Consider the following 18,679-nt stretch of genomic DNA (forward strand, 5'->3'; position numbering starts at 1 on the left):
CCGGAAGATTCAGGCATGCGTAGGCAGGTAGTCGTTACCGGCGGCGGCCGAGGCATTGGCGCCAGTATTTCCACGGCGTTGGTGCAGGCCGGGTTTGTCGTATTGATTGTCGGGCACCGTGGCATCAGCGCGGGCGTTGCCTTGTGCGAAGAGCTGGACGCCCGATACGGCGCAGGCAGCGCACGCTGGGTTGGCTGCGACCTGGGCGATGCCTTGGCCGTGGAGGGCCTGTGCCGCTCGCTGGAGGCAGAAGACATTTATGGTCTGGTGCATTGCGCGGGCGTCAGCCAGGACAGCCTGGCCGCCGTTGCGGACCTGGATACCGCGCGGCACATGATGCAAGTCAATTTCTGGGCATTTGTGCAGTTGTACCAGGCCCTGGTGCGGCCCATGTCCATGCGCCGCGCAGGCAGAATCCTGTGCATCGGCTCGGTCGCAGCCGACTTCGGTATGAAGGGAAATGCGTTGTACGCCAGCAGCAAGGCAGCGCTGCGGGGTTTTGTACGTTCGAGCATGACCGAAGTCGCCTCACGCGCTATTACGATCAATTGTATCGAGCCGGGTTTTATCGAGACGGCACTGCTGGATCGCTACGCCGAACAGCGTTCGGCCATCGACCGGCGGATCCCAGCGGGTCGCTATGGTTCGCCGGAAGAAGTGGCGGGGCTGGCGGCGTTTTTGTTTTCAGAGGCCGGCAGCTACATCAACGGGCAACATCTCACCGTCGATGGTGGCCTGTCACGCAGCATGGCCGGCTAGCCAACCTGTAATGAGGAGGTTTGATGCGGGCGCTTCAACTGGTTGATAAACAGCGCCTGGCGCTGCGCGAGCTGGTGTTGCCTGCCAGGCCCGCGCCGGGTCACGCACGGGTGCGCATGGCGTTCATGACGCTTAATCACCTGGATCTTTTCGGTTACCGCGGGATGGCCTTCGCACGACGGACATTGCCTGTCACGGTGGGTGCCGAAGGCGCAGGCTTTGTGCAGGACGTGGGGCCAGGTAGTGACCCCGAACTGATCGGGCAGGCCATGGCGATCTACCCCAGTGTATTTTGTGGGTGCTGCCCGGCCTGTCTAGCCGGCCGGGAGAACCTGTGCGCCGACTCGCCCGGCGTAATGGGGTTTCATTGCGACGGGGTTGCCGCCGAGTACGTCGATGTCCCGCTGCGTATGCTGGTGCCGATACCTGCTGGCGTGCCCATGGAAATGGCGGCCTGCGCGCCGGTGACCTTCGCCACGGTGCACCATATGTTGATCGACAACGCACGCCTGATGAGCGGCGAAACCCTGCTGGTGCACGCGGGAGGCAGCGGGATCGGCTCAATCGCCATTCGCCTGGCCCGTCACCTGGGCGTCACGGTATTCGCAACGGTTGGTCGTGCCGACAAGGTTGAGCGTGCCCGGGCATTGGGCGCCGAATATGTGATTGATTACCGTGAGGAACGATTCCTGCGGGTGATTCGCGAGCAGACGGCACGCCGCGGGGTCGACGTGGTGTTCGAGCATGTGGGGGCCGATACCTGGGAGCAGAGTCTCCTGAGCCTGGCGCGTGGCGGCCGCCTGGTGATCTGCGGCTCGACCACAGGCGTGGAGGCGCCCACTAACCTGATGCACCTGTTCAATCAGCAAATTCACATTCATGGCTCTTTCGGTGCGCCCCTGAGTGGGCTGCGCGATGCATTGGCGTTGATCCAGCAGGGCGTGTTGCCCGTGATCGACTGCGTGATGCCGGTGGCTGGTTTCGAAAGTGGCTTGCAGCGCCTGCGCGAGCGGGATGTGTTCGGCAAGATCGTATTGCAATTCTAATCCGCGCCGGCGCCTGCACGCGCCGGCGTTTTTGTCGCTTGTAGGAGGAGGTGAAGATGGAAATCAACGTGGCGCAGCAAACGGTCAGTGAGTCGATCCGTGAGTTGAAGTTGCCGGGATGGGAGACGGCGTCGATCGAGACTGAAACGCACTTGCAGGGTGAACTGGGCATCGATTCCCTGCACAAGCTGATATTGCTCACGCGCTTGCAGGAACGCTCGAATTTCCAGTTTGCACAACTGAACAACGAGGCCTACAAGTTTGACACCGTAGGCGATCTGGTCAATCTCCTGGTAGCGCATGGCTAGGTGCCCTGCGCAACCTTGATTCAGGGTGCTGTCGGGGATAATGATTGAAGGGTATCGGCGACGCTGTGTTCCAGCGGCCGATAGCTCAATTGAAAGGCGCGCCTGGCGCGCTGGTCATCGAATACCCGGCGCACGCCAAGGTTCTGTCGCAGATAGCGACGCGACAGGCGTGGGTTCAGCATCGCGCTGAGGTACATCAACCAGTCGGGTGCTCGTCTTTGGGGTGCCTTGCTGTCGGGAAAGCGCTGCTTGATCATTGTGGCCAGTTCCAGCATCGAAGCCTCATGGCCCGGCACGATAAAGCGCCCCTCAATGACGTCATCCAGCGCCGCGCGCACATGCAGTTCGGCCAGGTCGCGCACATCCACGAAATGAAAGTTCAGGTCCGGGCAGGCCGGTGTCTTGCCCGTGTGCAGGTCATGGAGGATGGCAATGCTGGTGGCAGCATGCCGGGGGTCGAGCACCGGCCCGATGATCACCGATGGGTTGATGCACACCACGCGAGGCTCGCAGGGCCAGGGCTGGAAGGCGTCCGTCACCAGTCGCTCGGCGGCTGTCTTGGAATACCAGTATGGGTCGCTGGCTTCCAGGGAGGCATGGTTCCAGTCGGCCTCGCTGAAGGCGTGCCCGGCAGGCATGTCTGGCGACAGAATGGCCGCCATCGACGAGGTGTACACGAAGGTGCGCACGCTGGCGGCCTGGCGTATGCCGTCGATTACGTTTTGCGTGCCGTTGACATTCATTTCCAGGGTTTGCTGCCAAAGCCGCGAGCCAGGCCGGGCGTTGTTAGTGACGCTGGCGGCGCAGTGAATAACGGTGTCGCACTCACTGAACAGGGCATTGCACGCGCCTGGCTGCGCCAGGTCGACTACGTGTAGGCGCAGTTGCGCGTGGCGGGCTGCCAGGCCTTTCAAATGCGCAGTGGGGCGGCGCAACAGGGCGTCGACGGTGCAGCCGTGGTGCAGCAGCTTTTCCACAATATGGCTGCCCAGAAAGCCTGAGGCGCCGGTGATACAGATGTGTCGGGGCATCGGTAGCGATCCTTGGGTGTTCACACGGTTGCTGGGTATAGCCCAGACCGCGATCACTGACTACTACAAGGTCTTATAGGTTTCCCGCCGATTTCGATCCGCTAAGTTAGTCGCTGCACCCCCTGAGCAACCACCGGTTGAGCCGGCTAAAGGATAGATAAATGACCCAGGCCGAAGTCTTCGATTTGATCGTCAAGCATGCCCGCGAAACCCTCCCTGAGCTTCAACAACCCATCGCCCGGAACGACCGCCTGGTGGACCTGGGCGCCAATTCGATGGACCGCGCCGACATCGTCGCCATGACTTTGAGCGCCCTTGGGTTGCGCATGCCAATGGTGCAGACGCAGGCCGCTCGCAATATCGGCGAATTGGCCGAGTTGCTTCATGGCAAGCTCTGACACGCAAGGGCTGTTGATCAGCGGGCTGGGCGTGGCTTCGTCCATCGGCACCGGTCAGCATGACTTTATCCAGGCCTTGCTGGCTGGCAATCATGCTTTTTCGATGATGCGCCGCCCGGGTCGTCAGTTGGAAAGCACATTCATCGGTGCTGAAATCGATGTGGACGAGCAAGCCGGCGCCAACCTGGAATCCGGTTCGCGGGGTATGTCGTTCTCTGCGCGCATTGCCCTGGCGACCTTGGCAGAAGCGTGGGCGGATGCGCAGCTGGATCAGTGTGACCCGACGCGTATCGGCCTGGTGGTCGGTGGCTCTAACTTCCAGCAGCGCGCCATCGAGCAGGCCCATGCGCCTTGCGCGCTGACCCCGTACTTCATCAAGCCCAGCTACGCGACGCAGTTTCTCGATACCGACCTGTGTGGAGTTTGCACCGAGCGCTTCCCCATTCGGGGGTTCGCTTACACTCTGGGGGCTGCGTCGGCCAGTGGGCAGATGGCGATTATCAATGCGGCCCAGGCTGTGCGAGCCGGGGATGTGGACGTGTGCATTGCCTTGGCGCCGGTGATGGATCTGTCGTATTGGGAGTGCCATGGCTTTCGCTCCCTGGGGGCGATGGGCTCGGACCGTTTTGCCGAGAGTCCGGCCCTGGCGTGCCGCCCTTTTGACCGTGATCGCGATGGGTTCATCTACGGTGAATCCAGTGCAGTCGTGGTGATTGAAAGCGAGGCCAGCGTGCGCCGCCGTGGCGTTTCGCCGTATGCGCGGATTGCCGGCTGGTCAGTGGCGATGGACGGCAATCGCAACCCCAACCCTTCGTTTGACGGGGAGTCCTGTGTGATCCGCCAGGCCCTGGACAAGTCGGGCTGGCAGGCGCGCCAGGTGGACTATATCAACCCGCACGGCAGTGGCTCGGTACTGGGTGATGAAACCGAACTGCGTGCCTTGGCTCATTGCGGCTTGCGCGAGGCGTCGATCAACGCGACTAAGTCCCTCATCGGTCATGGCCTGGCTTCTGCCGGGCTGGTGGAGACCATAGCCACGGTACTGCAAATGAAGGCCGGGCAACTGCACCCCAACCGCAACCTGGATCACCCCCTGGATACCGGGTTCGCATGGGTCTGCGACCGCGCTGAACAGCACGCCCTGCGCTGTGCACTCAACCTCAGCTATGGCTTCGGCGGCATCAATACAGCGTTGTGTCTGGAAAACTCAGGAAGGCTGCAATGACGAGGCAAGTGGGTATCGAGGCAATGAACGTATTTGGCGGCGCGGCGAGCCTGGATGTGACCATGCTTGCGCGACACCGCAAGCTGGACTCCCAGCGTTTCGGCAACCTGCTGATGCACGAAAAGAGCGTGGCGTTGCACAGCGAAGACCCGGTGACGTTTGCCGTGAATGCCGCCAAGCCACTGATCGATGCCTTGAGCCCGCAAGAGCGCGATCAGATTGAGTTGTTGATTACCTGTACCGAGTCGGGAATCGATTTCGGCAAGTCCGTCAGTACTTATGTGCATGACTACTTGGGGCTGAAAAAAAACTGCCGGGTTTTCGAACTCAAGCAGGCCTGCTACTCGGGCACTGCCGGTTTTCATAGCGCGGTGCAGTTCGTGTTGTCCCAGACCTCGCCCAATGCCAAGGCACTGGTGGTCGCAGTGGACCTGTGTCGCTTCCTGATGATTGGTGAAGGCGGCGCCGCGGCGCAGGACTGGGCTTTTTCGGAACCCAGTGGCGGTGCGGGCGCAGTGGCCATGTTGATCAGTGACAAGCCGCATGTATTCAGCCTCGACATCGGCGCCAGTGGTTATTACAGCTTCGAGGTGATGGACACCTGTCGGCCGGAGCCCGACAGCGAAGCCGGGGACGCCGATCTATCGTTGATGTCGTACCTGGATTGCTGTGAGCAAACCTTCAATGAATATCGCCTTCGGGTCGACGACGTGGACTATGCGCGCACGTTCGACTACCTGGCGTTTCACACGCCTTTTGGTGGCATGGTCAAAGGCGCGCACCGCTTGATGATGCGCAAGTTCGCGCCAGCCGACCCGCCAGCCATCGAAGCTGATTTCGCCCAGCGTGTGGCGCCTGGGCTGGCGTACTGCCAACGTGTGGGCAATATCATGGGGGCCACGATGTTTCTGTCCCTGGCCGGCATCATCAGCACCGCGCGGTTCGATGAGCCTCGGCGTATTGGATGCTTTTCCTATGGCTCGGGTTGCTGCTCGGAGTTTTTCAGCGGTACGGTCACGCCCCAGAGTCGTGATCATCTGTCTGCCCAGGCCATCGCACAACAACTCGATAGTCGCTATAGCCTGAGCCTGGCTGAGTACGAGTCAATCCTGCTGGGCAATGACGCCGTGCGGTTTGGTACCCGCGACCACACCGTCGCCTGTCCAGTCACCGACAGCGTAATCGCGGCGGGAGGGTTGTCGGGCAAGTTACTGTTAAGCGCGATCAACGGTTACCACCGCGAATACAGTTTCCAGCCATGAACTTCCAGGCCACCGAGTTTCGCACTGAAGGCAGCCTGGCATTCCTGCGTTTTGCGCGTCCTGAGTCGAACAATACGATCAACCGCCAAATGGTCGACGAATGCCTATGGGTATTGGAACACTGCCAGGCGCATTCGACCGTGCTGGTGCTTGAAGGCGGGCCCGAGGTTTTTTGTTTCGGCGCAGATTTCCAAGGCATGCATGACGACGCCGTGCGCGGCGCCAGCGAACGCCATCAACCAGAGCGGCTCTATGAAATCTGGCAGCGTATGGTTACCGGTTCGTTCATCACGGTGAGTCATGTACGGGGCAAGGCCAACGCCGGGGGCATGGGCTTCGTGGCTGCGAGTGACATCGTTCTCAGCCATACCGATGCCCAGTTCAGCCTCTCGGAACTCATCTTTGACGTAATGCCGGCGTGTGTGTTGCCGTTTCTGATTCGTCGCGTGGGCTTCCAGCGCGCGCATTACCTGACGCTGTCGACCCAGCCGGTCAGTGCGGCACAGGCCAGCCAGTGGGGGCTGGCGGACGACGTGGCAAGCGATAGCGATGCGTTGCTGCGCCGCCACCTGTTGCGCTTGCGGCGCCTGTCCAAGCATGGCGTCGAGCAATACAAGGGCTATATGAACAGGCTGTCCACGTTACCGTTCGACGCCCGACAGATGGCCATCGAGCAAAATCACCAGGTATTCAGCAACCCGCGCACCCGCGAAAACATCCACCGCTATGTCAGCCACGGCCTGTTCCCATGGGAGCCTGATTGATGTGCCTGACGGGCGCGCCCATGGCTGGCGAATCGTTGCAAAGAGGAGTGCCGATGGACAGTGTCATCGATTTTCAGGCGCGTGACGACGGGGTAGTGGTGCTCACGCTCCAGGACCGTGAGCATAAGAATACCTTCACGCCGGCGTTGATCGACGGATTGATACAGGCCTATGCGCGAATCAACGCCAGCGACGCCTACAAGGCAGTGGTGATCACGGGCTACGACAGTTTTTTTTGCAGTGGCGGCACCCGCGAAGGGCTGCTTGCCTTGAACCAGACGCGTGGCGATTTTACCGATGCCAATGTCTACAGCCTTGCATTTGAATGCAAGATCCCGGTGATCGCCGCGATGCAGGGGCATGCTATCGGCGGCGGCCTGGTAATGGGCTTGTTCTGCGACATCGTGGTGTTGTCCCGCGAGAGCCTGTATACCGCCAACTTCATGAAGTACGGCTTTACCCCCGGCATGGGCGCGACCTATATCCTGCCCTCCCGGCTCGGTAGCCTCGGCCAGGAAATGCTCCTGGCGGCGCAGAGCTACAGTGGTGCGCTACTTGAAGCACGCGGCGCGCCGTTTGCAGTGTTACCGCGTGCCCAGGTGCTGTCCCACGCCCTGGAGTTGGCGATGGAGTTGGCCGACAAGCCCCGGTTGTCGCTGGTCACGCTCAAGCACCATCTAAATCGCAAGCTGCGCGAAGACCTCCCCGCGGTCATTGAGCGTGAGCTGGCGATGCACGCGTTGACAATGCATCAGCCGGAAGTCGGCGAGCGAATCTCAACCTTGTTTGGCCGGTGAGAGAGACCCTTATGACCCTGAAGACCATCCTCGACGAACTGCGCGAGGGCCGGCTGAGCATCGAGCAGGCCAAGGCACGCCTGCGTATGCTGCCGGCACCCCAGCCGACGGCGCAAACCCCTGATCCCGTGGCGGTGGAAGCTGGCGATATTGCCATCATCAGCATGGCGGGACGCTTTCCTGGTGCGGCGTCGGTGGAGCAGTTCTGGGACAATTTGCGTGCTGGCGTAGACAGCATTACGCAAGTGCCGGCGACCCGCTGGGATACCGACACGTATTTCAGTGCACAAAAGGGTGAGCCGGGCAGGGCGTATTGCCGATGGGGCGGGTTCATCGAGGATGTGGACCGTTTCGATTCACTGTTTTTCGGCATTTCTCCGCGCGAAGCCCAGTTGATGGACCCTCAGGAGCGCCTGCTTTTGCAGGAGGTCTGGACCTTGTTCGAACGCATCGGCTACACCCGCGATTACCTGGCTGAGTCCTGCGACGGCGAGGTCGGGGTGTTTACCGGTTCGATGTATCAGCAGTACCACGCGTTCGACGCCGATGTGCCGCGCAAGGCCACGGTAGCCTTGTCATCGACCGCAAGCATGGCCAACCGGATTTCGCATTTTTTCAACCTCAAGGGTCCCAGCCTGGCGCTCGACACCATGTGTTCCTCGGCGGCAACGGCGCTGCATCTGGCCTGCGAAAGCCTGCGCAGCGGCAGTTGCCGGTTGGCGGTGGTGGGGGCGACGAATCTGTCTATCCACCCGTTCAAATATATTGCGTTGTGCCAGGGGCAACTGCTCGCCAGTCATCCGGGGGTTCGAGCCTACGGGCAGGCAGACGGGTTCCTGCCCGGTGAAACCGTGGCTGCGGTGCTGCTCAAGCCGCTCAAACAGGCGATTGAAGAAGGTGACACGGTCACTGCGGTGATCAAGTCCACCGCTATCAGCCACAAAGGCTATACACCCGGCTACAGCGTGCCGAGTGCTGCTGCGTTCGAGACCCTGCTGTCGCGGCATTTCCAGCGCTCGGGCATCGACCCCCGGAGTGTCGATTACGTCGAGACCTCGGCCTCAGGTGCAACCCTGGGCGATGTCGCTGAGTTCCAGGCGTTGCGAAGCGTCTATGGGCCGCGCAATACGCACTTGCCACACTGCCGTCTGGGTTCGGTGAAGTCGAACATTGGCCATGCAGAAGCCGCGATTGGCCTGGCGCAGGTGATCAAGGTGGCGTTGCAACTGCGTGACCGGGTGCTGGTGCCGTCGATTCTGACCGAACCGCTTAATCCACAAACCCGCGCTGATGAGGCGCCGCTGCGGGCCCAGCGCAGCCTGGAGCATTGGCACCATCCCAGCGATGCACCTGGCGGCATGCCCTGGCCGACACCGCGCCGTGCCGCTGTGCATACATTCGCCGCTGGCGGTGCGAATGCCCACCTGCTGTTGCAGGCGTACGACGCTGCACCCGCCGCCGTTGAGCCGGTCTCAACGCCAGGCCCGTGGCTATTGGTTTTTTCCGCAGCGACTAACGAGCGCCTGCAGGCTGTGCTTGGCAGTGCTCGGCGAGCATTGGCTGCCACCCCTTCGCTCACCCTGGATGACTTGGCGTTTACCCTCAGTCAGGGTCGTGAAGCCATGAACTGCCGGGTGGCATGGGTGCAGCGCCAACCTGGCACCTTGCTCGACACTCTGGATGCGGCGCTGGCCTGTGTTCACCGGCAACAGGGCAGTGTGGACGGCGTGGTGATTCACTATGGTGACCTTGAGGAGGTCGAGGTGCCGGATACCGCGCCCCTTGAGCGCCAGACGTTGAGCCTGGAAGAGCAGGCCCGGGCCTGGGTTGTTGGACAGATCAGCCTGCAACAGGTGTCTCGCCAGGCCAGCCTGCGTGCTGGCCGCCGCATCGTCGAGCTGCCGACTTATCCGTTTGCCAAGGTTCACTGTTGGCTGCCGACCGTTGACACATCCGCCACGCCTGCGCCTGCGATAGCCATCGCGCTGGAGGCGAACGCCGAGGATGTGCATGAGGTGGTGCGTGCGCAAATCGCCGCACTGACGCAAATCGATCCGCACACGTTGCAATTGGGCAAGCCGTTGCTTGATTACGGTTTGAATTCAGTGACCATGCTGGTGCTGGCGGCTTGCCTTTGCCAGGCATTGGAGGGGCTGGATGAGAGTCGTGACGGCCCGCAGTTAGTGCTGTGTAGGACAGCCGGCGCGCTGATCGAACAGCTTGAGCAAATGCTCGCTCCCATGCCGCCTCCGGTCAGCGAGCCGATGCCGTCGACCGCTACCCCGATCGTGCCGAGTGTGCCTGCGGCGAGTAACTACGTTGCGCCGGAACAATTGCAGGTGTACCACCGCAACGGCTACGCCTTCGATTTTGCCCACCAACCCGCCGCGCTGCCGGAGCGGGCATGGGCCGGCAAACGCGGTGTGGTGCTGGGGGCCGGGCCGGCTGGCCTGGTGGCAGCCCTGACCCTGGCGGCCAATGGTTTCGAGCAGGTGTATGTGGTCGAAAAGCGTACCGCGATCAACCGTATGCAAATGGTCACGCTTTACCCTCACACCTTGCCCTACCTGAAAAGCATCGGGGTGCTGGATGCCGTTGCACGGCGCGCCGCACGGATCGTGCGACACGATTTCTACCTCAATAGCGCCGGGCAGCGCACCCGGTATTTCTCCCGCGAGTTGCCGGCCGGCATTCTCGACAGTATCGATGCAAGCATGGCGTATGGAGACGAGACAGTCGCCGAGCTGTTCGTGGGTGAGTCGGTGATGGCCATTTCCCTGGCCGACTTGCAGGCGGTGTTGATGGAGCAGGCTTGCGCGCGGGGCGTGCGTTTTATCGCCGACCATCAGGCGACGGTGGTCGCCGACGACAGCAGGCCCGCTACCTGGCAAGTGTTGCTGAGTGCAACGGCAGGTGCGCCGTCATTCCCCCTCGATGCCGATCTGGTTGTGGTCGCTGACGGTGCGCGCAGTGCCGTGGCCCAGGCCGCGGGCATCGAGTGCACGCTGCTGCAGACCCCTCAGGGCAGTGAGAGCTGGTATGTGTTTCACTGCGCCAGTGAGGTTGCGACGTCACGCTTGAGCTATGAGTTCGCCTTCGATTCGCGCGGGCGTCTCGATCACTGCGCTTTTGGCCTGGCCTACCCTGTGCGCAAAGAGTTTGGCGTGGCGTTCTACAGCAGCACACCGACGCCACCGGCGCTCGAGCTGCTTTTGGACAAAGCTGACTTCTTCGCCAAAAGCTGGGGCGTCGAGCACCAGGGGATCAACTGGTTGACGCAACGTATTGCGGTGCATCACAGCAGGGCCGAACGGGTAGTTGATGGCAACCTGTTGTTGGTAGGAGATGCAGCCGGCACCGGCTCGCCCAACGCCGGCCTGGGTTCGGGCCTGGCGATTTCGGCCTATGGCTGGGCCCTGAACGAGTATTGCCGGCGGGCTGCGACGGATCGGGAGGCCGCGGCGGATTTCTATCAGGCCGCCGCCAGCCGCTATCCGTTGGCATGGCAAAGCCGTTCGCTGCACATCTGGGACGAGATCAACAATCTGGCAGCAGGCGTGGCGGGGCAGCGACAAACCGGTACATGAGGCACCTTGGGGCAAGCAGGCACAGTGAAGAGAGGGACACACAGCATGCAACTGATCACGCACGATGGCTTGAGCCTGGAGGTGCTACACACGCAGGCGCCGGGTGGCACCGTGGTGTTCGTCAATGCCCTGGGCATCGGCAACGCCGTGACGCAGGGCGTGGCCCAGGCGCTGCAGGCGGCCGGTATTGGCTTTGTCACCTGGGAACGGCGCGGATTGCCGGGGGCGTATGACGATAGGTTTCGCGAATATGCGCTGGACGATCAGGTGCGCGACCTGGAACACCTGATGGCCATGCTCGCTCCTGGCCCGGTGGTACTGGCCGCCTGGTGCACCGGCATTCATACCGCGTTGGCTTACGCGCGCAGATGGCCCGCACGCTTGGAGGCGCTGCTGTTGTTCAACAGCCCGAATTTCTTCAATAGCCGCTACAGCGCAGTGGCTGGCGATGCCATTGGCAAGGTCAGTCGCATATTGGTCGAAGATGAGTCCAAGCTCGATTTCATGTACCACACCATCTTCGCCAATAACACGGAACAGACAGCCACCCGCCTCACAGGGCTGGCCGATGCGCGCATCCGCGGCTTGGTGGAGGCTCCCTTCAAAAGCGGCCCCCAGGCATTGCTGCGCTATATGTACCTGATCCAAAGCGCCGCTGAGCCTGAAGTGGATCGCCAGTGGTGTGCCCCGATCAGCGTGCCAGTCCTGGTGATAGGGGGGCGGCAAGACACCATGGTGTCGTTCCAGGACTCACTGAGCCTGGGAGAGATTCTGCCCAATGCGCAGGTGCGCATCATGGACGATTGGGGGCACTACACGCTTTTCTCTGATACACAAGAGAGTGTATCCAAGGTTATGCTGGGGTTTCTGCAAACGCTGGAAGCGTTTGACTGTCGTACCGTGCCACCTGCTTTTCTCACCCCTTTTTGTGCGCCGTCAGTTGTATCGGCCGCCAGTCGACAGGGTGAGGCAGACGTGGATTGACGGGCGATGGCGGCGGCAGACCGCCAGGTAAGGTAAAGCCCCGAGGGGGTGCTTTTTTTGTTTTTACTGACAGGTGTGACTGATGAGTACGGAAGGAAGTGGGCCGGTTAGATTTCCGGCAATGGAAGATGCGGTACTCGAGCGGTGGGAAAAAGAAAAGACGTTCGAGCAATCCATCAGCGCCCGTGAGGGTAAGCCGGTGTACGTATTTTATGACGGCCCGCCGTTTGCTACCGGCCTGCCGCACTACGGCCATATTCTGACTTCCTATATCAAAGACGTCATACCGCGTTACCAGACGATGCTCGGCAAACAGGTCCCACGCCGCTGGGGCTGGGATTGCCACGGCTTGCCGGTGGAGTTCGAAGTCGAGAAGGCCATGGGCTTCAAGTCCAAGCGCGATATTCTCGAGTTTGGCGTGGAGCAGTTCAACGACGAGTGCAGAGAGCTGGTGCTCAAGTACGCCGATGACTGGCGTGGCTTTGTCAACCGGATGGGCCGTTGGGTCGATTTCGATGGCGCCTACAAGACCATGGATAACGACTACATGGAGTCGGTGCTGTGGGGCTTTAAAACCTTGCATGACAAGGGGCATGTCTACGAGGGCGGCAAGATCGTGCCTTACTGCGTGCGTTGCCAGACGGTGTTGTCGAATTTCGAGGCGCGCCTGGACGACGCCTTCCGCCCGCGCCGCGATATGTCCGCCTATGTCAAGTTCAGGCAACAAGACCGCCCGGACACTTTCTTCCTGGCATGGACCACCACACCCTGGACGTTGCCTGCCAACGTCGCACTGGCCGTGGCCGCCGATGAAAACTATGTGTGCATCGAGCACGGCGAAGAGCGCCTATGGCTGGCCGAAGGTTGCCTGGGCGGCTTGTTCGATGAGCCGGTGATCCTGGAACGCTGTACCGGCGCAGAGCTGGCTGGGCTGCGTTATCTGCCGGTGGTCGGCGAGGTGATCGATGCCTCGGCCCATCGCGTGGTCACCGCCGACTTCGTACAGATGGGCGATGGCTCTGGCATTGTCCACATTGCCCCTGCGTTCGGTGAGGACGACGCCTTGCTCGGGCAGCAATACGAGTTGCCTGCACCTAACCCTGTTCGCGACGACGGTACCTTTTCCGATGCGGTGGCGCAGTATGCCGGGCAGAATATTTTCGAGGCCACGCCGCGCATCCTTGCAGATCTGAAGAGCAGTGGCTTGCTGTTCAAGCAAGAACAGATCGAACACAACTATCCACACTGCTGGCGTTGCGATAACCCTCTGATCTATCGCGCGGTAGAGTCCTGGTTCATCCGCGCGTCGGCGCTGCGCGAGCAGTTGGTGGAAAACAACAGCCAGGTCAACTGGGTGCCCGAGCATGTGAAGGAAGGGCGCTTCGGGGACTGGATCCGTAATGCCCGCGATTGGGCGGTGTCGCGCAACCGTTTCTGGGGTGCGCCCATCCCGGTATGGCGCTGTGACCAGTGCGGCACCGTCGAGGTGATGGGCAGCATCGCGCAGATCGAAGCGCGTTCCGGGCGCAAGGTCGAAGACCTGCATGTGCCTCATATCGACGAGCATCGTTTCGCCTGCCAGTGCTGCGAGGGCACCATGAGTCGGGTGACCGGTGTCTTCGATTGCTGGTTCGAATCGGGCGCAATGCCGTTCGCCAGTCGGCACTACCCGTTCGAAAACAAGCAGGAGTTCGAACAGACTTTCCCTGCCGACTTCATCGTCGAGTACCTTGCGCAGACCCGCGGTTGGTTCTACACGATGATGGTCATCTCCACCGGCTGTTTCGAGCAGAACCCCTTCAAGAACGCCATGTGCCACGGGGTGATTCTGGCCAAGGACGGTCGCAAGATGTCCAAGCGCCTGAAGAACTACCCCAACCCGATGGATCTCATGCAGACCCACGGTTCGGACGCCTTGCGCGTGGCCTTGCTGGCATCGCCGGTCTGCAAGGGAGAGGACATCAAGTTCAGTGAAGAGTCGGTGCGCGACGTGGTGCGCCGCTACCATCTGCTGTTCTGGAATTGCCTGCAGTTCTATAAAACGTTCACCGAAATCGACCAGTTCAGTCCTTCCGGCGACCTTGGCCAGCCCCTGGACAATGTCCTGGACCACTACTTGTTGCATGAGTTGGCGGCGCTGGAATCGGATATCAAGATGTGGATGGAGTCTCTGGATTTTTCCAAGATCTATTCGCGTATCGAAGTGTTCATCAACGTCTTGAGTACCTGGTACCTGCGCTTGAACAAGGCACGCATCTGGCGCGATGGCCTGGATGACGACAAGCGCCAGTGCTATGAAGTGCTGCACTACGCGTTATCTAATTTTGCTCGTCTGCTGGCGCCCTTCATGCCGTTTCTGGCTGAGGCGGTCTACACCGAACTGGGGTATGCCGACTCTGTGCACCTGCAAGACTGGCCGAGCATCGATCGCCAGTACCTGTCGTACGAGCTGGCCGATGAGATGAGCAGCCTGCGTAACTTGATCGCCAGCGTGCGCAATGTGCGCGAAACCAATGGGGTTTCGCAGAAGTTTCCGTTGCGCAGCATTCGCGTCGCGGGTATCGAACAGGCCGTACTGGAGCGCTATGCACAGTTCCTCGAGGAGGAACTCAACGTCAAGCAGGTCCAGTGGGCCGCCGATGCCGACGAGTGGGCGCAGCCCGTGGTGGTATTGATCTTCTCCTTGCTCGGCAAGCGACTGGGCCCGGCGATGAAGGCGGTCACCACAGCGGTAAAGGCCGGAGAGTATGTAATCGATGAACAGGGGGTGCTGGTTGCCGCAGGGCAGACGATCCAGCCCCACGAGTTCGAGCGTCGCCTGACCGTGCGTGACACGCTCAATAACGTCGGGATTGTCGAGAACATGGTGGTCTGGCTGGACTTGGACATCGATGCCTCGCTCAAGCGCGAAGGCGCCGTACGTGAGCTCAACCGCAGGCTGCAAGACCTGCGCAAGAAAGCCAAGCTGGGCTACACCGAAAAAGTCGACATCGCCGTGCTCGGCGGTGCCTATGTCGATGAGATCCTGGTGCACCACGAGGACTGGCTCAAGAGCCAGTTACTGGTCCAGAGCTTGTTGCGCAGCGATCTTGAGGCGCCGCTGGCAGTGGACGAAGTCGAGCTGCCCGAGGGCGACCCTGTGCGTATTCAACTGCGCCGTAGCGTACTGGCCTGAGGCAATGCCGACCTGGTGCCGCGCTGTCGAGCGGCACCAGGTGGTGCCGCTGGAGTCACGATGGATCGTGAGTGGCCGTTACCACCGGGCGATATCCAGTTGTGGGTCTGTCGTGATGAGTTGATCGTCGCGGCTGACCTGTTGGCCGAATATGCCGCGGTGCTCAGTGACAGTGAGCGCCAGCGGATGGCGCAATTTCATTTTGCCCGACATCGCCATCAGTACCTGGTTACCCGGGCGCTTGTGCGTCATGTGTTGTCGATGTATCACCCCGGTATTCCCCCGCAGCACTGGTGCTTTGCCTACAACGATCACGGCAAGCCGTGTATCGATCCGGTGTTGGACCCCTCGCAGTCCCTGCACTTCAATGTTTCCCATACCGATGGCTTGATCGTCATGGCCGTGTCGCGACAGGCAATCGGCATCGATGTTGAAGACCTGCAGCGCCAGGGCGACGGCGTTTCGGTGGCCGATACGTTCTTTGCGGCCGCCGAGCGCCACGACCTGCAGCAGTGTGGCGCAGCGCACCGTGCGCAGCGATTTTTCGAGATATGGACACTCAAGGAAGCCTACATAAAGGCCCGCGGCGAAGGTCTTGCTGTACCGCTCGACAGCTTTGCCTTCCGGCTGGGGCCAAGCTGCGGGCATTCCCTTCAATTCAACCCACCGACAACCGACGCCCGGCATTGGCAATTCTGGTCAACACTGCTGCTGGCGCGCTACTGCCTGGCTGTGGCTGCCTGTCATGAATCGCCTCGGGCCAGGTTTTGCCTGCGCGTGCAGGAAGTCATTCCCCGCGTGCGTACCCTCGACCTGGCCTGCCTGTGTCGGCGCCAAGCGGCCCCCCACACGGTGACGCCGCCATGGAGGCTGCCGGGCATCTGCGCCACACCCGAGATCGACCTCGGCTAATTTACCTATCAGTGCTTATAGGTTTGGATCGCGCCGCTTTTGGTTATGCTTTTTTCGCTGGGCACTGATGTGTCGCAGGCAGGGCGCGGCAATGCATAGACCAAACGCCATCCGGGAGAGCAACGATGACATCGTGGGAAAGAGAGGTCTCGAGTGGGGCCGGCAACCGCCAGCTTCCCGTGGTCAAGGGCTGGCCACTGCTCGGCAGTGCGCTTGCCTTGATCCGCAACCCCCTGGGCTTCTTGCAAACCACGCGCAGTACCTATGGCGATGTCTACCGGGTCAAGGCCGCGCATATGAACTTCGTGGTATTGGCCGGCATGGAGGCGAACCGATTCGTGGCGGACAAGGGCAAGGATTGCTTTGTCTCAAGCGGGTTCTGGGAAGCGACCTTGCAAGAGATGCAATGCCCGCATTCGTTCATCGGCGTGGATGGTGATGCCCATCGCTTCCAGCGCAACCTGATGAAGCCGCTGTTCTCCAAGTCGGCGTTCAACGAGCGCATTCCCATGCTTGCGCAGATCTTCACGGATACCCTGCAAGCGCGCTACGGCGTTGATCAAAAGGTGTCGGCGCTGTTTCGGCATGTGCTGTCGCAGCAGATTGGTGGATCACTGCAGGGTTATCAACCCACGCCGGATGAAGTCGAGGCGCTGATGCGGTATCAGAATACCGCCATGAACGTTTGTGCCCTGAAAAAGTGGCCGCGGCTGGCGTTGCGCCTGCCGGGTTACCGGGCGGCGAAAAAGCAGGTGCAGGCGCTGGCCGACCGGATTATCGAGTCGGAACGGACCCAGGAGCAAACCCAGGGTTACTTCCAGACGCTCAAGGAAAAAGGGCAGATGGTCCAGCCCCAGTGGTTTACCCCAGGAGATATGCGCAACCACGCCATCATCTCCTACCTGGCAGGCATCGACACCGTCGGTGCCACCTTGAGCTTCATGCTGCTGGAGCTTTTCAAGCAGCCGCACTTGCACCAGGCGTTGCGTGATGAAGTGGATGCCTGTTTCAGCCAGGGATTGCCGGACGCTGATGGCCTGGAAAACATGGAGACCCTGAAGAACTTCATCCGCGAGGTGATGCGTCTTTATCCAACGGCCTACGCCGTGCGCCGTACGGCAGCGAAAGACTTCGAGTTCCAGGGTTACTCGATCGACAAAGGGCAGGACATCATTCTATTCACCACTGCCAACCACACGGATCCTGCGTGGTTCAAGAACCCTCAGGTCTTCGACATCACTCGCTATGAAGAGCCGCGGCTTGAACACCGCGCCAGCGGCGCCTGGGCACCCTTCGGTCGTGGGCCGCACACCTGCATCGGGGCGGGGCTGGCCAATATCCTGTTGTCGTTGAACCTGGCGCTGTTTTTGTATCACACCGATTTGCGCCCGGCGTGCAAGCTCAGCGATATCAAGATGGATTTCTCCAACCCCGCCGCAGGCTTGAGCGAGCGATTTGCCATTTCCTTTACGCCACGGAATCGCCCGTGAGCAGGTCCGAACTTGCGCCGCCGCGATTGTGCCAGGTCGCAATCTGCTCCGCCGACGCCGCCACCAGCATGCAGTTTTATGCCGCGTTGTTGGGTTTGCGTGCCACCGGCAGTTTTCAGGTTCGCGGACCCATGGCTGCCCGACTGTTCGAGATGACGGCGGTGCAGGGCGTCAATTACTGGATGGCTGACGCACAGGCATTTTTTCAGCTTGAATTCTTCGAGTTCAGCCAACCGTGCCGGTTGCCGGCGGCAACGCGCACACGCAGCGGCTACGAGCGCTTGTTTGTCGCGGTAGCCGATATAGACGCCGCCGTGGCGCGCTTGCAGGCGGCCGGTATACCCGTCGACCTCACCGGCACAGTGCTGCGCGACCCCGATGGCGTACCGGTGCAACTGGTGGAGGCTGAGGCTGGCGGCGCGGTCGGGCGCATTATCGGCGTACGGCTGGTGGTCGAAGATCTGGAGGACGCCGTGGATTATTTTCATCGGGCGCTGGGGCTGCCGCTGTCGGCGTGCCAGCCCTCGGCCACGGTCAGCTGCGACACGCCGCGCTGCGCCCTGGATGCGGGTGAGCACTGGATCGAACTGGTGCACCGCCAAGGCGTGGGCGCCGTACGACCACTCAATGAACCCGGACTGATGAATGTCGCCCTGGGCGTACGCCGCCCAAGCCACTTCAATGCCCTTTACCGACGCGTGCTGCGTGAAGGCTTCAGCTCAAGCACGCCGCCGGTTGGCGGTGGGTTATCCCACGTGGTGTACCTGCGCAGCCGCGCTGGGCTGTCGGTGGAGTTGCTGCAATTGCCCGCCTGGATGGATGCCATCTGGGGCTTTCGCGCTCCCGGAAGGTTGGCCAGGCTGGCGCGGTTACTGATTGGAGGGCTGGTCGGGTTGTCGGCCAGGATGGCTCGCGCATCGCCTTGAGCGTTCGTGCGGTGT

Annotated in this window: 15 protein-coding genes; 14 read left to right on the forward strand and 1 reads right to left on the reverse strand. The window is 61.1% G+C overall.

Annotation, left to right across the window (positions count from 1 at the left end; translation table 11 throughout):
- Nucleotides 1–15 precede the first annotated feature (15 nt).
- The 3 genes from J1G33_RS16830 to J1G33_RS16840 are packed head-to-tail and all read left to right on the forward strand — an operon-like array spanning nt 16 to nt 2,113.
- The gene (locus J1G33_RS16830) at nt 16–759 is read left to right on the forward strand and encodes an SDR family NAD(P)-dependent oxidoreductase (RefSeq protein ID WP_032877026.1); all 744 of its coding nucleotides are present in this window, start codon (nt 16–18) and stop codon (nt 757–759) included.
- A gap of 23 nt (nt 760–782) precedes the next feature.
- Nucleotides 783–1,805, forward strand: coding sequence for a zinc-binding dehydrogenase (locus tag J1G33_RS16835; protein WP_032877025.1), 1,023 nt, complete (start codon nt 783–785; stop codon nt 1,803–1,805).
- Nucleotides 1,806–1,861: 56 nt separating this feature from the next.
- Complete coding sequence (locus J1G33_RS16840; RefSeq protein ID WP_032877023.1) at nt 1,862–2,113, forward strand: acyl carrier protein; 252 nt, start codon at nt 1,862–1,864, stop codon at nt 2,111–2,113.
- A gap of 20 nt (nt 2,114–2,133) precedes the next feature.
- On the opposite strand, the gene J1G33_RS16845 is transcribed toward J1G33_RS16840, so the two are convergent.
- Nucleotides 2,134–3,144 (reverse strand): NAD-dependent epimerase/dehydratase family protein, encoded by a 1,011-nt coding sequence (locus tag J1G33_RS16845; protein ID WP_223018436.1) that lies wholly within the window; start codon nt 3,142–3,144, stop codon nt 2,134–2,136.
- Nucleotides 3,145–3,305: 161 nt separating this feature from the next.
- Between J1G33_RS16845 and J1G33_RS16850 the strand changes: the two genes are divergently transcribed.
- From J1G33_RS16850 to J1G33_RS16900, 11 genes are all read left to right on the forward strand, one after another.
- Nucleotides 3,306–3,542 carry an acyl carrier protein gene (locus tag J1G33_RS16850; RefSeq protein WP_032877021.1) on the forward strand — a complete coding sequence of 79 codons (237 nt, stop codon included), beginning with the start codon at nt 3,306–3,308 and terminating at the stop codon, nt 3,540–3,542.
- Nucleotides 3,529–4,767: a beta-ketoacyl synthase N-terminal-like domain-containing protein gene (locus tag J1G33_RS16855; protein ID WP_032877020.1), complete on the forward strand. Its 1,239-nt coding sequence runs from the start codon at nt 3,529–3,531 to the stop codon at nt 4,765–4,767. Before J1G33_RS16850 ends, J1G33_RS16855 begins: the two co-directional genes overlap by 14 nt.
- The gene (locus J1G33_RS16860; RefSeq protein ID WP_032877019.1) at nt 4,764–6,029 is read left to right on the forward strand and encodes a hydroxymethylglutaryl-CoA synthase; all 1,266 of its coding nucleotides are present in this window, start codon (nt 4,764–4,766) and stop codon (nt 6,027–6,029) included. Before J1G33_RS16855 ends, J1G33_RS16860 begins: the two co-directional genes overlap by 4 nt.
- Nucleotides 6,026–6,793 carry an enoyl-CoA hydratase/isomerase gene (locus J1G33_RS16865; RefSeq protein ID WP_032877018.1) on the forward strand — a complete coding sequence of 256 codons (768 nt, stop codon included), beginning with the start codon at nt 6,026–6,028 and terminating at the stop codon, nt 6,791–6,793. Before J1G33_RS16860 ends, J1G33_RS16865 begins: the two co-directional genes overlap by 4 nt.
- Before the next feature lie 53 nt (nt 6,794–6,846).
- Entirely contained in the window at nt 6,847–7,590 is a 744-nt protein-coding gene (locus J1G33_RS16870) for a polyketide synthase (RefSeq protein WP_223018437.1), read from the forward strand.
- 11 nt (nt 7,591–7,601) lie between these two features.
- Nucleotides 7,602–11,177 carry a beta-ketoacyl synthase N-terminal-like domain-containing protein gene (locus tag J1G33_RS16875; protein WP_148852244.1) on the forward strand — a complete coding sequence of 1,192 codons (3,576 nt, stop codon included), beginning with the start codon at nt 7,602–7,604 and terminating at the stop codon, nt 11,175–11,177.
- Between the two features lie 45 nt (nt 11,178–11,222).
- Nucleotides 11,223–12,161: an alpha/beta hydrolase gene (locus J1G33_RS16880; RefSeq protein WP_103735466.1), complete on the forward strand. Its 939-nt coding sequence runs from the start codon at nt 11,223–11,225 to the stop codon at nt 12,159–12,161.
- 82 nt (nt 12,162–12,243) lie between these two features.
- Entirely contained in the window at nt 12,244–15,336 is a 3,093-nt protein-coding gene (gene ileS / locus J1G33_RS16885; protein ID WP_032877014.1) for an isoleucine--tRNA ligase, read from the forward strand.
- 60 nt (nt 15,337–15,396) lie between these two features.
- Nucleotides 15,397–16,248, forward strand: a complete 852-nt coding sequence (locus tag J1G33_RS16890; RefSeq protein ID WP_223018438.1) for a 4'-phosphopantetheinyl transferase superfamily protein — start codon at nt 15,397–15,399, stop codon at nt 16,246–16,248.
- A gap of 125 nt (nt 16,249–16,373) precedes the next feature.
- Complete coding sequence (locus J1G33_RS16895; protein WP_032877012.1) at nt 16,374–17,738, forward strand: cytochrome P450; 1,365 nt, start codon at nt 16,374–16,376, stop codon at nt 17,736–17,738.
- Nucleotides 17,735–18,664: a VOC family protein gene (locus J1G33_RS16900; RefSeq protein ID WP_032877010.1), complete on the forward strand. Its 930-nt coding sequence runs from the start codon at nt 17,735–17,737 to the stop codon at nt 18,662–18,664. Before J1G33_RS16895 ends, J1G33_RS16900 begins: the two co-directional genes overlap by 4 nt.
- The last annotated feature ends 15 nt before the right edge of the window (nt 18,665–18,679 follow it).

Origin of the sequence: Pseudomonas sp. P867, assembly GCF_019891455.1 — a bacterium.
Taxonomy (GTDB): Bacteria; Pseudomonadota; Gammaproteobacteria; order Pseudomonadales; family Pseudomonadaceae; genus Aquipseudomonas; species Aquipseudomonas synxantha_A.

What these genes read in the sequence shown, in the direction of transcription:
- J1G33_RS16830 (WP_032877026.1), top strand. Translation starts at nt 16, where the DNA reads ATGCGTAGGCAGGTAGTCGTTACCGGCGGCGGCCGAGGCATTGGCGCC.
- J1G33_RS16835 (WP_032877025.1), top strand. Translation starts at nt 783, where the DNA reads ATGCGGGCGCTTCAACTGGTTGATAAACAGCGCCTGGCGCTGCGCGAG.
- J1G33_RS16840 (WP_032877023.1), top strand. Translation starts at nt 1,862, where the DNA reads ATGGAAATCAACGTGGCGCAGCAAACGGTCAGTGAGTCGATCCGTGAG.
- J1G33_RS16845 (WP_223018436.1), bottom strand. Translation starts at nt 3,144, where the DNA reads ATGCCCCGACACATCTGTATCACCGGCGCCTCAGGCTTTCTGGGCAGC.
- J1G33_RS16850 (WP_032877021.1), top strand. Translation starts at nt 3,306, where the DNA reads ATGACCCAGGCCGAAGTCTTCGATTTGATCGTCAAGCATGCCCGCGAA.
- J1G33_RS16855 (WP_032877020.1), top strand. Translation starts at nt 3,529, where the DNA reads ATGGCAAGCTCTGACACGCAAGGGCTGTTGATCAGCGGGCTGGGCGTG.
- J1G33_RS16860 (WP_032877019.1), top strand. Translation starts at nt 4,764, where the DNA reads ATGACGAGGCAAGTGGGTATCGAGGCAATGAACGTATTTGGCGGCGCG.
- J1G33_RS16865 (WP_032877018.1), top strand. Translation starts at nt 6,026, where the DNA reads ATGAACTTCCAGGCCACCGAGTTTCGCACTGAAGGCAGCCTGGCATTC.
- J1G33_RS16870 (WP_223018437.1), top strand. Translation starts at nt 6,847, where the DNA reads ATGGACAGTGTCATCGATTTTCAGGCGCGTGACGACGGGGTAGTGGTG.
- J1G33_RS16875 (WP_148852244.1), top strand. Translation starts at nt 7,602, where the DNA reads ATGACCCTGAAGACCATCCTCGACGAACTGCGCGAGGGCCGGCTGAGC.
- J1G33_RS16880 (WP_103735466.1), top strand. Translation starts at nt 11,223, where the DNA reads ATGCAACTGATCACGCACGATGGCTTGAGCCTGGAGGTGCTACACACG.
- ileS (WP_032877014.1), top strand. Translation starts at nt 12,244, where the DNA reads ATGAGTACGGAAGGAAGTGGGCCGGTTAGATTTCCGGCAATGGAAGAT.
- J1G33_RS16890 (WP_223018438.1), top strand. Translation starts at nt 15,397, where the DNA reads ATGGATCGTGAGTGGCCGTTACCACCGGGCGATATCCAGTTGTGGGTC.
- J1G33_RS16895 (WP_032877012.1), top strand. Translation starts at nt 16,374, where the DNA reads ATGACATCGTGGGAAAGAGAGGTCTCGAGTGGGGCCGGCAACCGCCAG.